We start from the raw sequence: 22,053 nt of genomic DNA on the forward strand, positions 1-22,053 counted from the left end.
TCACCGGCCCGACGCCGTCAGGACGACCTCGTCGGTCTCCGGCTCGCCCCAGGCCAGCTCCCGCAGCAGCGCGAGCACGCCCTCCTCCGGGTCGATCAGCTTGATGCCGCGGCGCGCGTACTCCCGGCCCAGCTCAGGGCCGACCATGCCGCCGTGTGCCCCGGCCGGTGCCCACGGGCCCCAGTGCACGGTGACGGTACGGCTGCCGGTGTCGGCGCGCCAGAGGCGGCCGAGGCGGGCGAGTGCGTCGTTGGCGGCGGCGTAGTCGGCCTGGCCGCGGTTGCCGTACACCGCCGCGACGGAGCCGAACATGACGGTGAAGGCGGGCAGTTGGGGAAGTCGCCGGAGAGCCGAGAGCAGTGCGCGGGCGCCGTCCACCTTGGTGCCGTAGACCCGTTCGAAGGAGACGGGGTCCTTCTCGGCGAGCAGCCGGTCCTCGATCACTCCGGCGGCGTGCACGACCCCGTCGATCCGGCCGTACGTCGCGTATGTCTCCTTGACCGCCTGCTGCACGGCCTCCGCGTCCCGCAGGTCGAGTGCCCGGTATCTGGCCCGGCCGCCCGCGCCGTGTACCTCGGCCAGGGTCGCGGCGATCTCGCGGCGGGCCAGGACGCGGCCGGCTTCGCGGTCGATCTCGGCGGTGCTCAGACCGCCCCGGGCGGCGAGCGCCGCACGCAGCGCGGGCAGGTCGGTGGCGTGGGCCAGCTCGTGGTGCCCGCCCGTGCCGTCGTCGAGCGGCGTACGCCCGAGCAGTTCGACCCGGCAGCGTGCGGCGGCGGCAAGGGCGAGGGTGAACCGGGCTGTGATGCCGCGTGCGCCGCCCGCGAGGACGACGACCGACTCCGGGCCGAGCCCGAGTGCCGCGGCAGCGGCGGCCCCGGAGGAGGCGGGCCCGGCGCCGGAGGAGACGGGCGGGCCCAGAGGGCTCTCGTACGGTACCGGGGCGCGGCGGACGCCGCAGGTGCGCAGCACGACGGGCTCCCGGTCGGGCGCCAGCAGTTCCCCGACGAGCGCCTCGGCCTGCTCGGTGGCGGGCTCGTCGGGGTCGAGCTCCACGGCGCGGACCACGGTGCCGGGGTATTCGCGGGCCGCGGTGCGCACGAAGCCGTCGAGGCCGCTGGTGTCGTCGGGGAGGCGGGGGCAGAGCAGCCGGCGCGGGCCGCGCAGCAGCAGTTCCTGGAGCACGGTGAGCTTGGCGGGCAGCAGTTGTTGTTCCGTACCCGCGAGAGCGCCCAGGTGCAGCACTCCGTCGAACGGGCCGGTGTGCCCGGCGAGCTGTGCGGTGTCCGGGCCGCCACGGGCGGCGTGCGCGCCGAGTGCGGTGAGCCGGGTGACAAGTGCCCGTGCGAGTGGCGTGTCGTCCGCGACGATCAGGAACCGCTTCCCGCGCAGCTGTGCCGCGCCTTCGGCGCCGGGCACGGGCGCCGGGTCGAGCGGGGCGGGCCGCAGCAGATAGCGGTGGGGAGCCTGGCCGGTGAGCGGGTCGGGGGACTCCCCGGCTACGGGGGCCGAGGTGGCGAGGGCGGGTGCCGGGTCCGGGTCGACGAGCGCCTTCGCGCGGGCCCGCAGCCAGTCGGCGATCCCGGCGGCGGTGCGCTCCCGGGTCAGTTCCTCCAGGTCCGCGTCCGGCAACGACCGTAGATCCGCACCCGAGCCCAGCAGCCGCCGTCCCAGCTCCCCGGCGATCTCCGTCCGCTTGATCGAATCCACACTCAGATCCGCCTCCAGATCCGACTCCGCCCCCACCATCTCCACCGGATATCCCGTACGTTCCGCGATCACCGCCAGCACCTCGGCCAGCACATCCACTCCCACGGGAGCGGGAGCGGGAGCGGGGGCCGGAGCCGCAGCGAGAGCGGCCGGAGCCGGGGCCGGAAGGGGCTCGGGGGTCGGCGGAGCCGCCTGCGGCGCGGGCGGAGCCCCGAAGTAGCCGAGGAGCACGTCCCGTTGTGCGGCCAGCATCTCCCGGCTGTTGCGCAGGAACTCCCGGAGCAGTTCTTCCCGTTCGCCCATCGTCGTCGCCTCACTGGTCCGCTCTCCGGCCCGCGGGATGCCCGAGATGCGCCGGGCCGGGCGCAGGGCTCCCGGCACCGGCCGGCCGTCCGCCGTGCGTACGAGGTGGCCGTCGACCGTCCAGCCGGGCCGCTCCGGCACGGCGGCCGGGTCGGCGAGTGCCGTGTCGCGTCCGCTGAAGAGCCGTGCGGGCGCCACCGGGACACCGGCCGCGGCGAGCCGGGCCAGGGCCTCGAGGTGGCCGCGCAGGCCCGCGTCGGGGCGGGGTTCGAACGGGACGGCGACGTGCGGCCGGTCGCCGAGGATCTGGCCGACCAGACCGGTGAGCACCGTGCCGGGCCCGCACTCGACGAAGATCCGCGCCCCGGCGTCGTACATCGCCTCGATCTGGTCGGCGAAACGGACGGGGGCGGCGATCTGCTCGGCGAGGCCGGCCCGTACCCGGGCGGGGTCCCCGGCATAGCGGGTGCCGGTGAGATTGGCCCAGACCGGGAACTCGGGGCCGCGCACGGAGTACGCCGTCAGGATCTCGGCGAAGCGGGACACGGCCCCGGCGACCAGCGGGCTGTGGAAGGCGCAGGCGACGGGCAGCGGGCGGACGGAGAACCCGGCGGCGGTGAGCGCGTCGACAGCTTCGGCGACGGCGTCCCTCGGGCCCGACAGCACGCTCTGCGCGGGCGCGTTGTGGTTGGCGACGACGACCCGCTCGGCCAGACCTGCCCCGGCGAGCACCCGGGTCACCTGCTCGGCGGAGGCCACTGCGGCGGCCATGGTGCCGGGATCGGACCCCTGTGGACCGATCGCGGCGAGGATCGCCTCGGCCCGCTCCCGGCTGAGGTCACCGAGCTTGTCGGAGTCGAGGGCGCCCGCGGCGCAGAGCGCGACGAGTTCGCCGTAGGAGTGCCCTGCGGCCATGTCCGGGCGGACACCGACCGCGGTGAGGGTGTCGTACGCGGCGAGGCCGACCGCCCCGAGCGCGGGCTGGGCGTGGCGGGTGTCGGTGAGCCGGGCGACCTGTGCGGCGCGTTCGGCGGCGTCGAAGGCTGCGGGCGGGAAGAGGGCGGCGGCCGGGGCGTGGTACAGGTGGCGGCCGAGTTCGGGGAAGGCGGTGAACAGCTCGGCGAACATGCCGGGGCGCTGGCTGCCCTGGCCGGGGAAGAGGAACGCCACCTTGCCACCGTCGCCGTCCCCGTCGCCGTCGGCCGCCGCGGCGGGGGCGCCTGTGGCCGGGAACACTCCGCTTCTCCCGGGCGTGCCGTCGAGTAGGTCCCGTATCAGGTGCGGGAGTTCGGTGACGGACTCGGCGACCACGGCACCGAGGAGCGGGCCCGGGCCGGTCTCCGCGCGCTGTGCGGCGGTATGCGCCAGGTCCCGCAGCCGCCAGTGACCGCTCGCCGCGAGGCCGGCGAGTTCCTCGGCCGCTGCACGGGTGCGGAAGACGAACAGCTCGGCGGGCCAGACGTCGTGGCTCTGGCGCGGCGGCGCTCCGGCGCCGGCGTGGGCCCGCAGCACCACGTGGAAGTTGGTGCCGCCGAATCCGAAGGCGCTCACCCCGGCGACGCGGCGGGCGGCGGGTTCGGCCCAGGGCCGGGCCTCGCTGTGGAAGACGAAGGGGCTGTCGGGGCCGGTCCAGACGGGGTTGGGCACGTCGATGTGCAGGGTGGGCGGGCGCACCCCGGTATGCAGGGCGAGCGCGGTCTTGATCAGTCCGGCGAGACCGGCGGCGCACTTGGTGTGCCCGATCTGGGACTTGACGGAGCCCACGACGCAGTTGCCGGGCGCGGCCCCGGACTCCTCGAACAGCCGGGTGAGCGTGCTGAGTTCGGTGCGGTCGCCGACGACGGTGCCGGTGCCGTGGGCCTCGACCAGGCCGACCTCGGCGGGTGAGACGCGGGCCTGCGCGTAGGCGCGTTCCAGGGCGGCGCGCTGGCCCTCGGGGCGGGGCGCGGTCAGGCCGAGGGAGCGGCCGTCGCTGGCGCTGCCGACGCCCTCGATGACGGCGTAGATCCGGTCGCCGTCCCGCTCGGCGTCGGTGCGGCGCTTGAGTACGAGACAGGCGACGCCCTCGCCGAGTGCGATGCCGTCGGCGGCCGCGTCGAACGTGCGGCAGCGGCCGGTGGGCGACAGCGCGTGCACGGAGGAGAAGAGCAGGTAGTCGTTGATGCCGTTGTGCAGGTCGGCGCCGCCGCACAGGGCCACGTCGGCGGCGCCGAAGGCCAGTTCCTTGCAGGCGGCGTCGACGGCGGCCAGGGAGGAGGCGCAGGCGGCGTCGACGGTGTAGTTGGCGCCGCCGAGGTCGAGCCGGTTGGCGATCCGGCCGGCGATGACGTTGGCGAGCATGCCGGGGAAGGAGTCCTCGGTGAGCTTCGGGAGCTGCTCCTCCAGGTCCTCGGGAAGACGGCCGACGTACGAGGGCAGGACGCTGCGCAGCGTCGCGGCGCCGGAGATGTCGCTGCCCGCCTCGGCACCGAAGACGACGCAGGTGCGCTCGCGCGGGAAGGCCCGGCGGTCGAGCCCGGCGTCGGCGAGTGCCCGCCTGGCCGCCTCCAGGGCGAGGAGCTGGACGGGTTCGATGGCGGCCAGGGAGGCGGGCGGGATTCCGTAGGCCAGCGGGTCGAAGGGGATCGGAGGCAGGAAACCGCCCCACTTGGACGCGGACACGTCGTCCGCCTCGGCGTCCGCGCCGAAGTGCAGCGCGGGATCCCAGCGGGTGTCCGGGACCTCGGTGATCGCATCGGCGCCGGCGAGCACCTGGGCCCAGTAGGCGGGCAGGTCGGCGGCGCCGGGGAACATGCCGGCCATGCCGACGACGGCGATGTCGAGCGGTTCGGGAGCGGGGGCCGGGTTCCGTGCGGATACCGTACCGCCCGCGTCGCGTACGTCTGCGGCGAGTTCGGCGGTGCGGCGCCCGTAGAAGTCGGCGGCCCCGTCGGTGACCGCGTGGTGCAGGGCGTCGACGGTGGTGACGGCGGAGCGGAGCACGGCGACCTCGCCGGCCATGAACATGCCCGCTTCGCGCTGGCGCTCCTCGTCGACGTCGAGCAGCTCGTCGCCGACCCGCTCGACGCCCTTGCTGGCGATGCGCAGGCGGCCGACGTTGAGCCGCTCCAGCTCCTGCCAGACCTGCCGCTCGGGTATCCCCTGAGTCCGCAGCTCGTCCTTGACCTCCTGGTACGTGTCGCTGAACGCGCTGGGCAGGCAGCGGGTGGTGTGTCCGGGCGCGGTGTGCAGGAGCGTGGTCGACGTGGCGTCCAAGGCCGCGCGCTGGAACGGCGGCCGGACGGCGCCGCACTCGACGGCCTCCTCGGTGAAGAGGTAGCCGGTGCCCATCAGAACGCCGACGACGGCACCGCGCGTGGTGAGCGGGGCGGCGAGCGCGGCGACCATGGCGGCGGAGCGCTCGTCGTGGATGCCGCCCGCGAAGAGCACCTGTACGTCCTGTGGGCCGGCGGCGTCACCGCCACCGGTGTGACCGTCGTCGGCCGCCGCGTCGAGGAAGTCCTCCAGGACGGCCAGTTGCGCCTCCCAGAGAGGGAAGCTGTTGCGCGGCCCGATGTGCCCGCCGCACTCGGCGCCCTCGAAGACGAAGCGCCGGACACCGGCCGCCAGGAACTGGCCGAGCAGCCCGGGTGACGGGACGTGCAGAAAGGTACGGATGCCCTCGGCCTCCAGAGCGGCCGCCTGGGAGGGACGGCCGCCCGCGATGACGGCGTGGCTGGGGCGCAGCTCGCGGATGGCCTCCAGTTGGGCGGTGCGTATCTCTTCCGGAACGAAGCCGAGGATGCCGACGCCCCAGGAGCGGTCGCCGAGCGCGGACCTGGTCTGCTCGAGCAGGGTGCGGGTCTGCTCGGGCCCGGCCAGGGCGAGCGCGACGAACGGCAGTCCGCCGCCGTCCGCGACGGCCGCCGCGAACCGCGCCTGGTCGCTGACCCGGGTCATCGGGCCCTGGACGACCGGCAGGGCGGTGCCGAGCGCCCGGCACATCGGCGAGCCGCCTCGCAGCACGGCGCCGTCGTCGGCCACGGCGGCGTCGATGCCCTCCGTGACGGCGGCGAGGGCGCGGTCCACGGTGCCGTACCGCTCGGCGAACCGGGCGGCGAGAAAGGCGTCCTGGCCCAGCGGCAGGGGCCGGTCGCGCAGGGCGGCCGGGAGGCCGGGGCGGCTCCGGTCGAGCACCCGGCAGCCGTCGACGACGACGGTCTCGGTGCCGTCGGCGGCGCGCAGCAGACCGGCGGCCGCGGGGGCCGTACCGGCCTCGTCGAGCAGTGCGAGCTGGATGTCCAGTACGACTCCGCGGGCGCCCGCGAGCACGGCGGCGGCCGCGGTGTGCGGCCCGATGCCGCCGCAGGCCCACACCGGCAGATCGGCCGGTACGGCGCCGAGTACGCGCTGGAGCAGCACGAAGGTGGAGTGTTCGCCGCAGGGGCCGCCGGACTCCTCGCCGCGCAAGACGAGCCCGGTGACACCGTCGGCCACGGCCCGGACGGCCTCGTCGGGACCGCGGACCTCGGCGAGCACGGCGGGGTCCGCGGCGGCGGCGCGGGCGGCGGCCCGGACCTCGGCGACGGTCCAGGGCGCGTCGGGGGCGAGGAGCACGGTGCACGGTCCGGCGGCGGCCGGGTCCGCGGTGCGCCGCGTTCCGGCGGGCGCCGGGACCCACAGCTCTTCGGGGCGCAGTGCACAGTCGGCGGGGACCCGCACGCCGTGGCGGCCGGGCGCCCACTGCCGCAGGAGGGTCAGGGCCTCGCGGGCGGCGCGCGCGCCCGGGCCGAGGTCGAGGACACCGGACCCACCGGCCCGGCAGACGGCGGCGACGAGGCGGGGGTCCGGTGCACCCAACGGGCTGACGCCGATAAGGGTGTGCGTCATGGGGGGAGGCTCCTCTGTGCGATCGAGGGGGTGTGCGATCGGGACGAGCGGATTCGGCGCACGCCGCTCGCTCTGGAGCTGATGACCTGTCAGATACTAATGGGTAGTCAGTTATCTGGCTGCACCCCCGACACCGATCGGTGAACAGGAACCGCAAGGAGCCGGACCCGGTCGCCGCACCAGGCACCCTCCGGGACGACCAGCAGCGCCGCGACTTCCGCCACCCGCCGGCAGCACCGTTTCGGAGATCACCGCCGGGGCGGGGGCGTTGGGGTCCTTGCGGCGGTCAGTCATATCGGCGGCCGATCTGCGGGCCGTGCACGGCTGTGTCCGCTCCACCCTGCGCAACTACCAGGGCTCGGTACGGCAGTTCTGCGACTTCCTGACCAACCCCGCCTATGGCTGGGGCGACGAGTGCCTGCGGCTCTTCGGGACCCACCCAGTCCAGGTGGTCTACGACTGGAATGCCGCTGCGTACGCCGATGAAGCCGAGGGTGAGCCAGAACGCCGGGCCCGACGCGTCCTGGACGCCACAATCGAGGCTGCTCTGCGGCCGGGAAGGACCTCCTCCCACTCCAGCGCGGCAGAGCCTCCGCGATCCGCCAACTCGTCCTCCAAGCGCCGGCCCCAGTCATCGCGAAAGCCCTCGGCTGCCACGACAAGACCGCCACGCGCCTCGTCACCGAGGCCGGCGGAACATGGAGCCGGTACGCCTCTGGAGACCACAAACGGTGACCGCCGGAGGCCGGAAACTCAGGCGACCGAGGCCCTGAAGGGATCGGTGGGGATGATTTCTGCCTCGTCGAAGAGCTGCTCCAGCGCCTCGTGGCCGTGACGCCTGCGGAACTCGATCTCGGCTGTCGTCACGGGCGGCGTCCACACGATGCGGGCGTGACCCCCGGGAACGGCACAGTGTTCAAGGTCGGGTCCGTGGAGACAGGGCAGGCTGATCAGTAGGTGATCGCAGGTTGAACCCGGCACCCACGGGTCACCGATCGGCATGCTGTGCTCCAGGTCGAGCTGATGTCCTCCGCAGTGGTAGTAGGCGATCATCGCCATGAGTTCGATGAACCGCTGGTCGCGGACATGGGTAGTCATGACGAACTCGAGTCCATGACCGTCCTTCTCCATCGCGGCCCAGCACCCGGCGGTCACATAGGCCCAGGTGTCGCTGCGGGGACCGGGCCGCACAACGAGGATGCGCAGATCGGGGGCCACCTGTCGCCGTTCCGGCCCGAGGTCGTAGTCGACGACCTCCACGGAGTGCCCCTCGAAGAACACCCGGACATGTGACTCAACAGCCTCCGCGGCCAGCAGCCTCGCATCACTCACCGCGCGATCATCCCAGACCGCGATCGACCGCCCGTGACAGCCCACTCAGCGTCATGGGGCTGCCGACGTCAGCTCCGCATACGCGACACCTCGACATGCGAGCCCACCAGTCTCGCGACCGATGCCGGCCGCCCACAGGACTGCGAGTTGATGATCACCTCCGTCGGCGGGCGCTTGAAAGCCTACACTTCTGAGTAAATAGCAGTTTGGGCCTAATTGGCCTTGTGATTCTGGCGGGAGTGCAGCCAGACGCGTCGGATCCGGCGTCCGTTCTGCCCGAAGGTCCGCAGCGAGTAGCGTCCGGCAGCCTTGGGGGGCGCGGGCGGATCACGTAGGCGTCAGGAGGACGATTTCTTCATGACCCGGCCCGAGGACCCGCGCACCGCGGCGGCCCGGATGTTCGCCGAGGCCGGTGCGTTCGGTGAGCTTCTGGCCGGGATCGAGTGGGTGGCGACGCCGCTCGGGCCCCCCGAGTCCTGGCCGGGGCCCCTGGTGGACACCCTGCGCCTCATGCTCACGTCTGAGCACGGCATGGCTCTGTACTGGGGCCCCGAGTTCGCCACGCTGTACAACCTGGGCGCCGCACTCATTCCCGGCGCCAAGCACCCTTGGGCCCTCGGCAAGCCGTACAAGGAGGTGTTCCCCGAGGTCTGGGCCCCCGTGAGCTCCCACTTCCACTATGTGATCGACACCCGCAAGTCCATGCTGATCTCCGATGAACCGCTCATCATGGAGCGCCACGGCTTTCCGGAGCAGTGCTACTTCGACTCCTCTTTCCAGCCCGTGCTGCTGGACGACGGCACCGCCGGCGGCGTGCTGCAGATCCTCACCGAGACCACCGGCCGGGTACTGGGCGAGCGTCGGCTGCGCCTGCTGAGCGAGGCCGGTGCCCGCACCGCCGGGCTGCCCACGCCGGGTGAGGTCGCCCGCGTCGTCGCGGAGGTGCTGGGCTCCTATCCCGAGGAGATCCCATTCCTCGGCCTGTACCTGGCCTCCGAGCCGGGGGTGCTGCGGCCGGCTGCCTCCGCCGGGCTCCAGCAGGCGCCCGAGGCCGTCTCGCAGAGTGCCGCCGACGGGTCGGAGGTCGCAGCCCGGCTGGCGCAGGTGGTCGCCGACGGTGCCCCTGCCACGCTGCCTGCTGCCGCGTTCACCGGAGGCAACACGGCCGGGCGGCACGCCGCGGCCTCCCGACTCCCGGTCGAGCAGGTGCTGGCTCTGCCGCTGGACTGTGCGGGCCAGGTGGGAGGCGTCCTGGCGGTGGGTGTCAACCCCTGCTTCCCTCCGGCCGGGACATACCGGGACTTCTTGGAAGTGCTCGCCGCCTCGGTGGCCGGGGCGCTGACGGCCGCGCTCGCCCACGACGAACAGCGCCGGCGGGCGGAGGCGCTGGCCGAGCTGGACCGGGCCAAGACCACCTTCTTCGCCAACGTCAGCCACGAGTTGCGCACCCCGCTCACCCTGCTCCTGGGCCCGCTCCAGCAGACCCTGGCCGACGAGGACCGGCCCGAGCGGCGCGAGCAGCTGGAGCTGGCCGAGCGCGGCGCTCTGCGCCTGCTGAAGCAGGTCAACACCCTCCTGGACGTCGCCAGGGCCGAGGCCGGGCAGATACGCCCGGCCCTTGAGCCGGTCGACCTCGCCCGTGCCACGGCCGAGCTGGCCGGGGCGTTCCGCTCCGCCTTCGAGGCGGCCGGGCTGACGCTGGAGGTGGACTGCCCACCGCTGCCCGAGCCGGTGTCCCTGGACCGGGAGATGTGGGAAAAGATCATCCTCAACCTGCTCAGCAACGCCCTGAAGTTCACCTTCACCGGCGGCGCCCGAGTGCAGGTGGCCGCGGCCGGCGACCGGGCCCGGCTGACCGTGACCGACACCGGCACCGGCATCCCCGCGGACGAGCTGCCGCGCCTGTTCGAGCGCTTCCACCGAGTCCGCGGAGCCCGCTCCCGCTCCCACGAGGGCAGCGGCCTCGGCCTGGTGCTGGTGAAGGACCTGGTGGAAGCGCACGGCGGCACCGTCGGCGTGGACAGCCGGCCCGGCCAGGGCACCACCGTCACCGTGGATCTCCCCTTCGCCGCCGCCCACCGGCCCCGCCCGAACCCGGCCGCGGACAGCGTCGGATTCCCCGGGGAGACCCTCAGGGAAGGCGGAGGCGGCCGGTCCGGCCGCGCTGCGGCCTATGTGGACGAGGCGCTGGGCTGGCTGGCGGCTGAGCCCGTTCCCGCCGCGCCGAGCCCCTCGGCACACACTCCGTCCGCCGCAGCGACCCACGATGCCCCGCCCGCCCCCGCGACCGACGGCCCTGGCCCGCACGATACCGACCGCCCCCGCCGGGCCCGCCTGCTGGTCGTCGACGACAACGCCGACATGCGCGCCTACCTCACCCAGCTCCTGGACCCCGACTACGACGTGCTGCTCGCCGCCGACGGCCGGGCGGCCCTGGAGACGGCCCTGGCGCAGCCGGTGGAGCTGGTGCTCAGCGACGTAATGATGCCCCACATGGACGGCTTCGAGCTGGTCCGGGCGCTGCGCGCCGACCCACGCACCGCCCGTTTGCCGATCGTCTTGCTCACCGCCCGCGCCGGCGAGGAGGAATCCGTGCAGGGCCGGCAGGCCGGCGCCGACGACTACCTGGCCAAACCCTTCTCCGCGCGCCAGCTGCTGGCGCGCGTCCGCACCGGGTTGGAGCTGTACCGGCTGCGTGAACAGGTCCTGACCGAGACCCGCGACCAGCTGGCCGTGCTGGCCACCCTGGCCGACGCGGGCCTGCGGCTGTCCGCCACCCTCGACCCGGACCACATACTGCAGACCGCCGGACAGATCCTGCTGCCCGACTTCGCCGACCAGATCAGCATCCACCTCACCGCAGCGGCACCCGCCCCGGCCCAGTCGCCCCCGGCATACACCGCCGGCGCACCCCTTCTTGCCCGCGAGGCCCTGGCCGGCGCCGCCACCCACGCGATCAACGGCACCGCCCCAGCCCCAGCCGGCCCGCACCCGCCGCCCGCCGCCGTGCTGGCCCTGCCGCTGCACGCCCACGACCAGACACTGGGGGCCCTGGTACTGGTCCGGCACACCGACTACTCCGCGGTCGAACACAAGTATCTGGAGAACCTCGCCCACCGCCTGGCCCTGGCCTACGACAACGCCACCCGGTACCACAACGAGCGCCGCCTCGCCCTGACCCTGCAGCGCGCCCTGCTGCCCCACCGCCTGCCCGAGGTGCCCGGTGTGCGCCTGGCCACCCACTACCGGGCCAGCAACCGCGGCGCTGAGGTCGGCGGCGACTGGTACGACGTGCTCGCACTGCCCGGCGGTGCCGTGGGGCTGGCCATCGGCGACGTCATGGGCCACGACGTGGAAGCCGCCATCGTGATGGGCCAACTGCGCTCCGCCCTGCACAGCCTCGCGATGGAGGGCGCCGGCCCGGCCCAGGTGCTGGCCAGGCTGGACGCCTACCTGCAGTCGCTCGCCGCCGAACGCTTCGCCACCTGCCTGTACGCGGTCTACGACCCGCACTCCCACAGCCTGCGCTACGCCGCCGGCGGGCACCTGCCGCCCCTGCTGGTAGCCGCCGAGACCGCCTACCTGGAGCTGCCCCCGGCGCTGCCGCTGGGACTGGGCAGCACCCCAGTCGACCGCGAGGTGGCGTTCCCGCCCGGCACCAGCCTGCTGCTGTACACCGACGGCCTGGTGGAAAACCGGGCACTGTCCCTGGACGACTGCCTGGCGTCCCTGTGCCAGACCTGCGGCGCGCTCCCCGTCGCCGCCCGCACCGACCCCCAGCGGATCATCGAACGGGCCCTGGAGCTGCTGAACGTCCCCGACCGGGTCGACGACGACACCGCCCTGCTCGCTGCCACCGCCGAACCCATCGTGTCGAACCGGCGACCCGCAAGCTGACGGAAGTGCCGCACAGTCGACCGTTACTGTTCGTAGTCATTGCTGACGATGCTGCGGATTTACCGGGGGAGGTGGTGCTGGGAGTGGATACGCATCGTGATGCGCATGTGGCTTCGGTGCTCTCCTTGACGGGGGCGGTGTGTTGGCCACCGGTGAGTTCCCGGCCAGCGCTGCTGGATACCGTGATCTGCTGAAGTGGGCCAGGAAGTCGGGAGCCGTGAGGCGGGCCGGGGTGGAGGGGACCGGCTCCTATGGAGCGTCCCTGTCCCGCTATCTGCTGGCCCAGGGTGTGGACGTGTTCGACGTGAACTGGATGGACCGGGCGGATCGCCGGCGGCGTGGCAAGTCGGATCCGCTCGATGCCCAGAATGCGGCGCGAGCCGTGTTGAGCGGGCGGGCCTCCGCTCGGGCCAAAACGGGCGACGGGCCGGTACAGATCGCGCGAATGTACAAACTCACGAAGGTGTCGGCCGTCAAAGCCCGCACCCAGGCCATCAACCAGCTCAAGGCCGTCCTCGTCACTGCGGACCCCGTTTTGCGGGAGGAACTGGCCGGACTGGGCAATGCCGAACTCTTCCGTACCTGCGCACAGTTCACCGATGCGCGTGGTCGCGAGGAGGCCGGCGCGGAGTCAGTGGTGGAGGCCACCCGGATCACGCTGGGCCTGCTGGCCCACCGGATAGGCCAGCTCTCCGAGGAGGTCCGCGACGTGGAGGCTCGTCTGACCCGGCTTGTGGAACGGCATGCCCCGCAGCTGCTCGACGTGGTGGGGATCGGTCCGGACACGGCGGTCACGTTGCTGATCACGGTGGGGGACAACCCGGAACGGCTGGACAGTGAGGCGTCGTTTGCCGCGTTGTGCGGTGTCAGCCCTGTCGAGCGTTCCTCGGGGCGCAGGCAATTCCGTCGCCTCAACCGCGGCGGCGACCGGCAGGCCAACGCCGCGCTTCACCGCATTGTGTTCACCCGTCTGCGGGTCGACCCGCGCACTCAGGACTACTACGAGCGGCGGATCAAGGAGGGCAAGACGCGGCGCGAAATCGTCCGCTGCCTCAAACGCTACGCGGCCGGGGAGGTCTTCCACCTGGTAAAACAGCTACAGCCAGCCCCCGCTCATAGGGGCTGTCGTGACAGATGAGAGGCTCAGACGGGTGAGCGAGACACCACCGAACACCCTGCAATACCGCTTTGACGGGCCAGAAGACGCTCCCGTCCTGATCCTGGGTCCCTCACTGGGTACCACATGGCACAGGTTGTAGGGACCGTCCGGGGGCTTCCAGACCAGTCCAAGCAGGTAATGCCAGGTTAGGGCATTCTGCCCCGGGGGAGTCGACGCAGTTGGTGATAGGCGTGTGACAGCAGCGTGCGACGAGAGGCCCCGCATGTGCGGCCCGGCAGGGCTTCTGCGTAGGTAAGTTCCGTGTCTGCGGTGAGCGCAGTTGCACTCAGGTTCTCCTCTCTGGAGCACCCGAAGCGAGGACTCGGGGAACACACGCGTCTCACGGCCGACGCACAGCATCCGACCGGGTACCCTCGGCCGCCAACCATGCCAGAGTCTTCACCTTTGCAAAGTCAACCGTCTGTGGAGACTGCTGCGGCTCTGCGCCCTCCCATGTTCAGCGGTTCCTCGCGTGGAGCAACCGGGGCAATGCTGGAGACGAAGGTCGCGTCACCGCAGGGGACTGCTGTGCCCGCTTCATTCGCGGCCGCATCGCTCCGATGGCCTGGTGGCACAGCGACTGTCGTTCGACGCCTGAAGCGATATGCCGCCCGTGAGGTTCACAATCTGGTCAAGGTATCCAGAAACCTCCTCGATAAGGGCGTCTTCGTCCACCTCCACCTCCGACCGGCGCCGGGCCGAACTGGGCCGCGTGATCCACCGGGAGGGCGGACTCCGCTGTCGTCCGGTGGTGGCTGTCGGGTACAGACGGAAATAGGTGCTGGGCCCGATGGTGATGGCGCAAGGCTGTGTGTGAGAGTGGCATGGACTCGGTGTGTCGGTTCCCCGGGAGGAGGAGCCATGACGCAGCTCGGCACAGATCCGTGGACGGACTTGCGGCGCAGACGCGGCGAAGCGATCCTCAGTCCGCCCGCAGTCCGAAGACCAGGACGCCAACGGCGGCCGCATCCGGCGACGGCGTGGCCGGGCTTGGCGCTGGTGGCACTCACTGCGGCGATGCCTCCCATGGTCATCGTCACACCCCCTCCCTGGACGGCGTCGCCCACTGCAGGCGCGCACCGCGACTGACGTGCTGGGATCGAGCAGTGTGCTGACATGCCCAGCTCCCGGTGGTCCGGCACCGCTCGCGCGGATTTCAGCTGCCCGGATGTACCTCAGCTGGTCAGGGCCAATCCTTCAACGATCAATGTCCGGGGCCGCGCAGAGCGACGGGGATCGGTGTGCGGCAACGTCCATCGAGGAGATGCCCTGCGCCCATCCGGTCGGCTACTTCGTTCAGGTCGGCCAGATCGCGTCAGCGGAGAGCGGAGCCGGGTGGTTCGCCGCGCGATTCTCCGCGGTGCAGGGGGAAGTTGTGCGGACGCAGCCGCTCGCCGCCCTCGGGGACGTCCCCAGGCCGGCGGTGAGCCGCGGCAGTGCCCAAGACTGCGCAGGAGGTGACGGCGAGCGACACCGTATCCGGAAACCCGCGAACCCGCCGACGACAGGCGCCCGGTCGCTCATGCGTCGCAACCGTTGCTCCGGCCGTCGGCCGATCCCACGATTAGATAGGCGAAGGTGAACCGGAACGCGAACCGCACGGCGACCAGCACCACGCTGACGAAACCGACCGCGGCGAGCGCGTCCCTGAGCCCGAAGCGGCTCATGTGGCGCAGCGCATAAGGGAGTTCCGCACCGACCAGGACGAATACGCGCCGTCGATGATGAACGTCACGAGCGGCCAGAACGCCAGCGCCTCCGGACGGTGCTCGTCGCGGACGAGACGGGGGGCCGCCTGCGCCATGACAAGTCCGCTCACGACAATGGCGGACCCCGAGGCGTGGATCAGCTCGGCGAGCAGCTGCCCCAACAGGACCTGCTCGTCCGGGAAAACCCCGCGAGGCGTCCGGAACAACTGCAGTACTGTCCGGACGAGGAACTCAAGGCTGGAGGCTTGGTCGGTGAGCAGGAAGGCCACGTCCGACGGGGTCAGCCTCCTCCTATTCCGGAGCAGTGCGAACGGTGAACGGGCACTGCGTGACCGGGCGCTGCGCGACCTAATCGCCTGAGGTCCGGGGCAGTCGGAGCACAAAAAACCGTCATTCCACGCTCCACCTCACCAGTGGGACCCACTGCAGCACAGCGAAGCCTCCGGTGACAGTTGTCGCGGAGGCTTCGCTGCCGGTGGTTACAGGAAGGCGGCCATCTGGTCGCCCTTGGTGTCCTCGTTGGACACCAGCAGGGAGAGCAGGGCGGCGCCGACCGCGACGGCCGCGCTGATCAGGAACACGGTGTGCAGGCCGTTCAGGAAGGTGTCATGGGCGGCCTGGGTCATGGTCGCCGAGAACTCCCGGACCTGGTCCGCCGTCATTCCGGCGTTGGTCAGCTCCTTCTCCAAGGCCTCCTGTGCACTCGGCGGGAAGCCCAGCTCGATCAGCTTGTGCACCTGCTTGTCGTCGGCCAGCTGCTCGACGGTCTTGCCACCCTGGCCGCCGAACGCTTCCCGCAGGTCCTGTGCGAAGCGACTGTTGACGAACGCGGCCAGGAAGGCACCGAAGACTGCCGTGCCAAGTAGGCTGCCGAGCTGAGACATGGACTGCTGCATGCCCGAGGCCGTGCCCGCCTTGTGCACCGGTGCGCTGCCCACGATGGCCTGGGTGGCGGCCACCATCATGAAGCCGATCCCGATACCGCCCAGGACCAAGGGCGGACCCACGGTGGTCACACCGGAGTCGCCTTCCAGGCGCAGCAGGAGCAGCGAGGTTCCGGTGATGCACAGGGCGCCGAAGGCCAAGGACTGCTTGACGCCGAACTTGTCCACGGCCCAGCCTCCCAGCGGTGCCGAGATGATGAACGTCAGGGTTAGCGGCAGCAGGGCCACCGACGCGGACATCGGGCTCTTGCCCTGCAGGCCCTGCAGGAAGAAGTTGAGGTAGTAGATGATCGCGTAGAAGGCGAACATCGTGACCACCATCAGCAGGCATCCCACGGACAGGGATCGGATGCGGAACAGCTCCAGGGGGATCATCGGGAAGCGGCGCATCCGCTGGATGACCACGAAGGCGATCAACAGCGCCAGGCTCAGACCGATGTAGCCGAGGGTACCCACGGAGGCCCAGCCGTCCTCCTGGCCGTGCGTCAGAGCCCATACCAGGCTGACGATCGAGAGCGTCAGTGTGACACCACCGGGCAGGTCCAGCGGCTCGGGCTGCTCCTGCCGCGACTCGCGGACGAAGAGGACGGCCATGACGACGCTGAGCACGCCGAAGGGCAGGTTGATCAGGAACACCCACTGCCAGGTGAGGTGTTCCACCATTACGCCGCCGAGCAGCGGGCCGCCTGCGAGGGACACAGCCGTGACGCCGCTGAACAGGCCGATGGCGGTGGCTAGTTTCTCCGGGGGGAACGCGGCCTTGATCACCGCGAGGGCTGCCGGAATCATCATCGCGCCGAAGACGCCCTGGAGAACGCGAGCGCCGATGAGCAGGCCGATGGTGTTCGACATCGCGCACAGTACGGAAGCGATCGTGAAACCGACGAGGCCGATCATCAGCCCCTTCTTGCGGCCGATCCGGTCGACCAGAGTGCCGGCCGGGATCAGCAGGCCCGCCAGCACCAGGAGGTAGCCGGTCATCACCCACTGGAGGCTGTTGAGGCCGGCGTCGAGGTCCTTGGCGATCGCCGGGTTCGCGACCACCACGACCGTGCCGTCGAGCTGCACCATCATGATGCCGACGCCAACCGTGGCGAGACTCAACCAAGCTTCTTTGGGTGTCTTGCCCGAACTCGCGGCCGGAACGGCGCCGTCTAATGAACCGCCGTGCTCCGTGGTTGACTTGCTTGCTTCTGTCATGATGAATTCCTTGTGCGTTAGGGCACCGTGCCGGAACACGGACCGGGATGCAAGTGGGCACGTTCCGGCACGGTGCAACAGCAGGGAACGCCGGACGGGAGTCGATCCCGACTCCTTACGTACGAGGCGGCCACCTCGTACGCCGATGTTCCCTGGGTGCGCAGGCCCCGGAGAGCGGGGGATGTCCTCTCCGGGGCCCGTGAAACCGGCATCGATTCGCCGACGAGGGCGCACCGGTGCCGTGCTGTGGCCGGGCGGCGTCTCAGGCGCTGCGCCGGACGATGACGTCACCCATGGTGGTGTTGGCGACGACCTTCACCGTCTGTGCGGACGGATCGGGGCCGTCGACCGGTGTCATGAAGTTGTGGATGCTGCCCGAGACGGACCGCACGTCGAGCAGGGCGGTGGTGTTCGGTGCGATGCCGATCTCCACCTGTCCGATCGAGGTGCCCAGGACGACGGAGCCGCGCGCGACGCTGCCCACGCGGACATCGCCGTTGGCCGCCTTGGCTTCGAGATTGTCACGGGCTCTGTCGACGACGATCATGCCGTTGGAGCTCTTCAGCACCGCGGAATCGGCCGACTCGCGGATCCGCAGGGTGCCGGATCCGGTGGTCGCTTCCAGTGGGCCGCCGGCCCGGTCCACGGTGATGTCACCGACGCCCGTGTTGAGAACCAGCCGTCCCGCTTCCTCCAGATGGATGTCGCCGGTGGAGGTTCTGATGCGGACGCTGTCGATCCGGCCGCTCGCGTAGAACGACGCCTCGCGGGCGCTGGCCCACAGCTCGGAGCCGTCCGGCAGTTCGATCGTCAGGTCGATCGAGCCGGAGCGGGAGAACAGGCCGCGCTGCCGGGGCCCTCTTACAGTGAGTTTCTGGTCGGCGTATTCGATCACGGTCTGGTCGGCTGCCTTGACGTCCGCTTCGTTACCGGGGTCGGTCGGTGTGATCTCCACGACCGTGTCAACACGCTGCTCGGCGTGCAGCCGCACGTGCCCGACGCCGAGGTCCATACTCACGGCGACTGGTAGAGGTGTCTGGAAAACAGGCATGACTGCACTCCGTGGTGGGATGGCAGAGTGTCCCTGAGGATGGACGGACGGATGGTGCTTGGCCTCGGAGCGGAGGACCTATCTGACCCAGCCCGTGTAGCGTTGGACCTGACGTAGGGCCCCGCTGCGCGGGGCCCGTCTTTCGGGGCGTCCGCGTTCGTCGCTTTCCAGCATCGAGGAGACCGCTCGAATCAACCAGGCGTTCACTGACAGCCTCTCCCGGCTGGCGGCCTCCTCGATTTTGGTCTTCAGGTACTCCGGGGGGCGGAAGTTGATACGGGCGGTGCCACTGCCCTCGCCGCCCAGCGGTACTGATTCCGGGTGCATGGACGCTGTCCCGGAGGGAGGGGCGTGCTTGAACTCCTGGGCGTCCGCCTCGGCTTCGTACGCCCGGTCCTCCGGCGGCAGGGTGACCACGAACCCGGGGTCGAGTCCGCGCAGCCGAAGCTCCACCGAACCGGGTACCAGCTCCCGGGTGATCTCGCCCGCGGCATCCGACAGCGCTTCCAGCAAGGTCAGCTGGAGCGCCGACGAGAGTTGGGCCACAAGCCGGTCGGCGAGAAGGCGACCTTCTTCGCCCTCCGCCTCGGCAGCGACCGAGACCTCTCGTCGCAAGTTGTCGATGTACCGGGTCAGGTCCATGGCACCAATATGGCACCGCTTTGGCTCCGGTGCAAGTCTCGGCGTTTTTCCGCTGCGAACCTGGGCTTGTCAACAACCTCGCGATCCGGTCCCTGAGGGGCGCGGACACTCGTGGCGCCATTGGTGGGTGCATGACGCCATGCCGACAGGGCGCCCCCCCCGACGATCGGGGGGCGCCCTGCCCGGTGGGGCCCGGCGGGGGAGGCGTCAGCCGCCGGCCCGTTCGACGGCGACCGGGAGGCCCCGGGTCAGCTCCCGTTCGGTCCGGCGCTGCACGATGGACTCGACGATCTCGCCGCTGCGCACGGCCAGGTTCGACAGCAGGGAGGAGGTCAGGCCGTGCGTGTGCTCGGTGCCGCCCTGGAGGTACACGTCGGCGGGCAGCGGGGAAGCGGCGGACAGCCGGTAGTTGCGCTCCACCCGGTAGCGCCCGGCGTCGTCGCGCAGGAAGTGCCCGTCCAGCGAGGTCAGAAGGGCACCCGGCTCCATTGAGGCGTATCCGGTGGCGAAGACCAGGACGTCGGTCTCCAGTTCCCGGGGCTCGCCGTCGACCAGCGACTTCACCGTGACCCGGGTCTCGGTGCCGGCCCGCTTGACGGCCGCCACTCGCGTGAGGTTCATGAAGCGAAGGCGCTTGGTCTTGCTCACGTCCTCCTCGTAAGCGCGCCGGTGCAGGTCCCGGATCAGGTCGTCGTCGACCACTGAGTAGTTGGTGTTGCGGTGGTAGCGCCAGAACGCCTCACGGGTGTGGCTCGTGCCGAAGTAGTAGTCGTCCACGGCGCTCGGGTCGAAGACCTGGTTGGCGAAGGGGGTGTCGTCGGCGACGGAGTAGCCGTAGGACGGGATGATGGCGGTCACCTGGGCGTGCGGGAGAGCGTCGTGGAAGAACCGGGTGATCTCGGCGGCGCTCTGGCCGGCGCCCACCACCGCCACGTTCTTCAGGTCGTTCGGGTTCATGCCGCGGAACCGCTCCAGGAACGCTGAGCTGTGCCACACTCGCTCGTCCTGCCGCACTCCGTCCGGCATGCGCGGTACGAGCCCCGTGGAGATGACCAGGTTGCGTGCGTTGACCAGACGGGGCCGCCTTCCGTCGGTGCCGCGGATCTCCACCTGGACGTGGTCCGCCTCGACACCGGCGTTCTCGGGAAGCCGTACGGCGGTGACCTCGGAGTCGTAGGAAACCTGGTGGGTGAAACTCGCCTCGACCCACTCCAGGTACTGGTGGAATTCATGGCGAGACGGGAAGAAATCCTGGTTGTTGATGAACTGCGTCAGTCGCCCTGCGGCATGCAGATACGACACGAAGCTGTACCGGGACACCGGATTTCGGAAAGTGGCCAGGTCCTTCAGGAAGGAAATCTGCATCGTCGTCTGGGGCAGCAGCATGTTTCGATGCCAGCCGAACGAGGGCTGCCGTTCGAAGAAGACGGCGCTCAGTGGCTTCTCGGCGGTACTGGCCCGGTGTTCTTCCAGTGCGACGGCGAGTGACAGGTTGGACGGTCCGAACCCGACGCCAACCACGTCGTAGATCTCGTTGTCGGAAGTACCCATGGAAAATTCTCCCGTTGGCGTGGCTGTGACAGGGCTGCTGCAAGAATCTTCTACGGGCCATGACGGTAGCCGAAGAGGATGTGGGGCCGGGAATTCCGGGAGGGGCGCGATGAGATTTCCCGGACTCGGCAAGGAGTCAACGTAGTGGCGCTCGATTGGCCTTTCAAGGCCCTCTCGTTTTCTCGGGCGTCCGCGACTTGCCATTCGTCGGTGGCGGACCTGCTGTCCTGCCGACAGGACAGCAGGTCCGCCACCGCTTTACGTAACTGCGCGGCGGTCGGTGAATAGGGCGGGGGCCGCAGACCTGTGCCTGGTCATGCCGCGCCGCAGCCGGAGCGCTCCACCGTGATGTCGCCGATGACGGTCCGGGCGTGAACATGCACGACCTCGTCGACCGACTCGTCGGCGTTCAGCAGGGAGAGGGACGTGTAGACGGTGCCCGCGGTGGAGTCGAGGACCAGGCGGGCGCTGCTTGTCTCTGCCACACCGATATGGATATTGCCGAAGGTGGTGTCGGCGACCACGGAACCGCGCACCACCTTGCCGATGTCGACGTCGCCCTGGGATGTCCGGGCCTCCACCCCCGCGTGTGCCCACCGGATCTTGATGTCGCCCCTCTCGGCGTGCAGGCGTGCGACTCCGTGCACCTCGCCCAGGACGGCGTCGCCCTCGCTGCTGGAGCTGACAGTGGCCCTGCCCTCCACATGTTCCAGGCGCACGTCGCCGCGCTCGGCGGTGGCCTCGACGGAGCCGGCGGCGCTCTCCACCGTGATGTCCCCCAGAGCGGCGGTCAGTTGCAGACTGCCTGTGCGGTCGAGGCTGATGTGGCCCAGGCCTGTGGAGAGCCTGCACTCACCCAGCTGCCCCATCCCGAGAAAGTCCGCGGCCATGGCCCGTCCGTGCACACTCGATCCGGTCGGCACGGCGATCACCACGACGACCGCCCCGCCGTTGCTGTCGGTCTCCGGCACGTTCACCAGCAGTCGACCGTCGGCGTAGTTGATGCGGAGCTGCTCGGCCGTCCATACGTCCACCTGGTCCTCGGCGTCCCGGGGGTAGGCCTCGACCGTCGTGTCGGCGCGTTCGCTCGCGACGATCCGGACCTCTCCGAACACCAGGCTGAGCACCACCCGGACAGGCGCGGGTGTGTCGAACGTCGGCATCGCGGGCCGCCTCCGGGAGGTCTGTGGCCGCCGGGTCTGAGCCGTTGGCCGGAACGACACAGGTCCCTGCTGCGTGGCGTGTGCGCGGCTGCACCCCCGGAGCGCGCGCAACCGGGGCGCCCATGTGCACCGCCGGACGGCCCAGCCGATTCTGACCCAGCCTCACCACGTTGGACACCTCGCGTTAGCCGTGTGGAGCGCGCCGGACACGCGCGTGCCTGATTGCTGGTGACGCCTCGCTGGGAGCGGGTGACGCCACGTGGTGCCAGATTAGCGCCATCGGGAGAGTGCATACCGTACGGGGTTGGAAACTGCGGGTGACGGCGCTTCAATCCGGTCACGCCGGACCATGCGGAACAACGGCACAGCCGACCCCCTTCCTGGTGATCGGGCAGGTTCACCCCGAGCGACGGGGGCCGAGGAGCGAGATACGGCCAAATAGGATCTTCCCGGAGCGTGAAGCCCTCGAAGGGCTTTTGAAAGACGCCGTCGTTCGGCCTGACGAGCGTCGGGCCCGGCATCG

11 protein-coding genes are annotated in these 22,053 nt (G+C 70.8%); 2 read left to right on the plus strand and 9 right to left on the minus strand.

Annotation, left to right across the window (positions count from 1 at the left end; genetic code table 11):
• A complete protein-coding gene (locus ACFCXS_RS27845) occupies positions 1-6,882 on the minus strand; it encodes an SDR family NAD(P)-dependent oxidoreductase (RefSeq protein WP_376646069.1) in 6,882 nt (2,293 codons plus the stop codon).
• A 753-nt stretch (positions 6,883-7,635) separates the two neighbouring features.
• Positions 7,636-8,142 (minus strand): suppressor of fused domain protein, encoded by a 507-nt coding sequence (locus ACFCXS_RS27850; RefSeq protein ID WP_376646070.1) that lies wholly within the window; start codon positions 8,140-8,142, stop codon positions 7,636-7,638.
• A gap of 429 nt (positions 8,143-8,571) precedes the next feature.
• Between ACFCXS_RS27850 and ACFCXS_RS27855 the strand changes: the two genes are divergently transcribed.
• Together ACFCXS_RS27855 and ACFCXS_RS27860 are read left to right on the plus strand one after the other, a co-directional pair.
• Positions 8,572-12,111: a SpoIIE family protein phosphatase gene (locus ACFCXS_RS27855; RefSeq protein ID WP_376646071.1), complete on the plus strand. Its 3,540-nt coding sequence runs from the start codon at positions 8,572-8,574 to the stop codon at positions 12,109-12,111.
• A gap of 139 nt (positions 12,112-12,250) precedes the next feature.
• Positions 12,251-13,249: an IS110 family transposase gene (locus ACFCXS_RS27860; RefSeq protein WP_376646072.1), complete on the plus strand. Its 999-nt coding sequence runs from the start codon at positions 12,251-12,253 to the stop codon at positions 13,247-13,249.
• Between the two features lie 1,541 nt (positions 13,250-14,790).
• Here ACFCXS_RS27860 and ACFCXS_RS27865 read toward each other — a convergent pair.
• The 7 genes from ACFCXS_RS27865 to ACFCXS_RS27895 form a co-directional block, all read right to left on the minus strand.
• Positions 14,791-14,937: a hypothetical protein gene (locus ACFCXS_RS27865; protein ID WP_376646073.1), complete on the minus strand. Its 147-nt coding sequence runs from the start codon at positions 14,935-14,937 to the stop codon at positions 14,791-14,793.
• Complete coding sequence (locus ACFCXS_RS27870) at positions 14,934-15,248, minus strand: hypothetical protein (RefSeq protein WP_376646074.1); 315 nt, start codon at positions 15,246-15,248, stop codon at positions 14,934-14,936. The genes ACFCXS_RS27865 and ACFCXS_RS27870 overlap by 4 nt, the downstream gene beginning before the upstream one ends.
• A 210-nt stretch (positions 15,249-15,458) precedes the next feature.
• Positions 15,459-17,123 carry an MFS transporter gene (locus ACFCXS_RS27875; RefSeq protein ID WP_376646075.1) on the minus strand — a complete coding sequence of 555 codons (1,665 nt, stop codon included), beginning with the start codon at positions 17,121-17,123 and terminating at the stop codon, positions 15,459-15,461.
• Between the two features lie 262 nt (positions 17,124-17,385).
• Positions 17,386-18,174: a DUF4097 domain-containing protein gene (locus tag ACFCXS_RS27880; protein ID WP_376646076.1), complete on the minus strand. Its 789-nt coding sequence runs from the start codon at positions 18,172-18,174 to the stop codon at positions 17,386-17,388.
• A 78-nt stretch (positions 18,175-18,252) separates the two neighbouring features.
• On the minus strand, positions 18,253-18,816 hold the full coding sequence (locus tag ACFCXS_RS27885; RefSeq protein ID WP_376646077.1) for a hypothetical protein: 564 nt from the start codon (positions 18,814-18,816) through the stop codon (positions 18,253-18,255).
• A 207-nt stretch (positions 18,817-19,023) separates the two neighbouring features.
• On the minus strand, positions 19,024-20,367 hold the full coding sequence (locus ACFCXS_RS27890) for a lysine N(6)-hydroxylase/L-ornithine N(5)-oxygenase family protein (protein WP_376646078.1): 1,344 nt from the start codon (positions 20,365-20,367) through the stop codon (positions 19,024-19,026).
• A gap of 314 nt (positions 20,368-20,681) precedes the next feature.
• Positions 20,682-21,530, minus strand: a complete 849-nt coding sequence (locus tag ACFCXS_RS27895) for a DUF4097 domain-containing protein (RefSeq protein ID WP_376646079.1) — start codon at positions 21,528-21,530, stop codon at positions 20,682-20,684.
• Positions 21,531-22,053 lie beyond the last annotated feature (523 nt).

Source organism: Streptomyces sp. NPDC056373, from assembly GCF_042262425.1.
Lineage (GTDB): Bacteria > Actinomycetota > Actinomycetes > Streptomycetales > Streptomycetaceae > Streptomyces.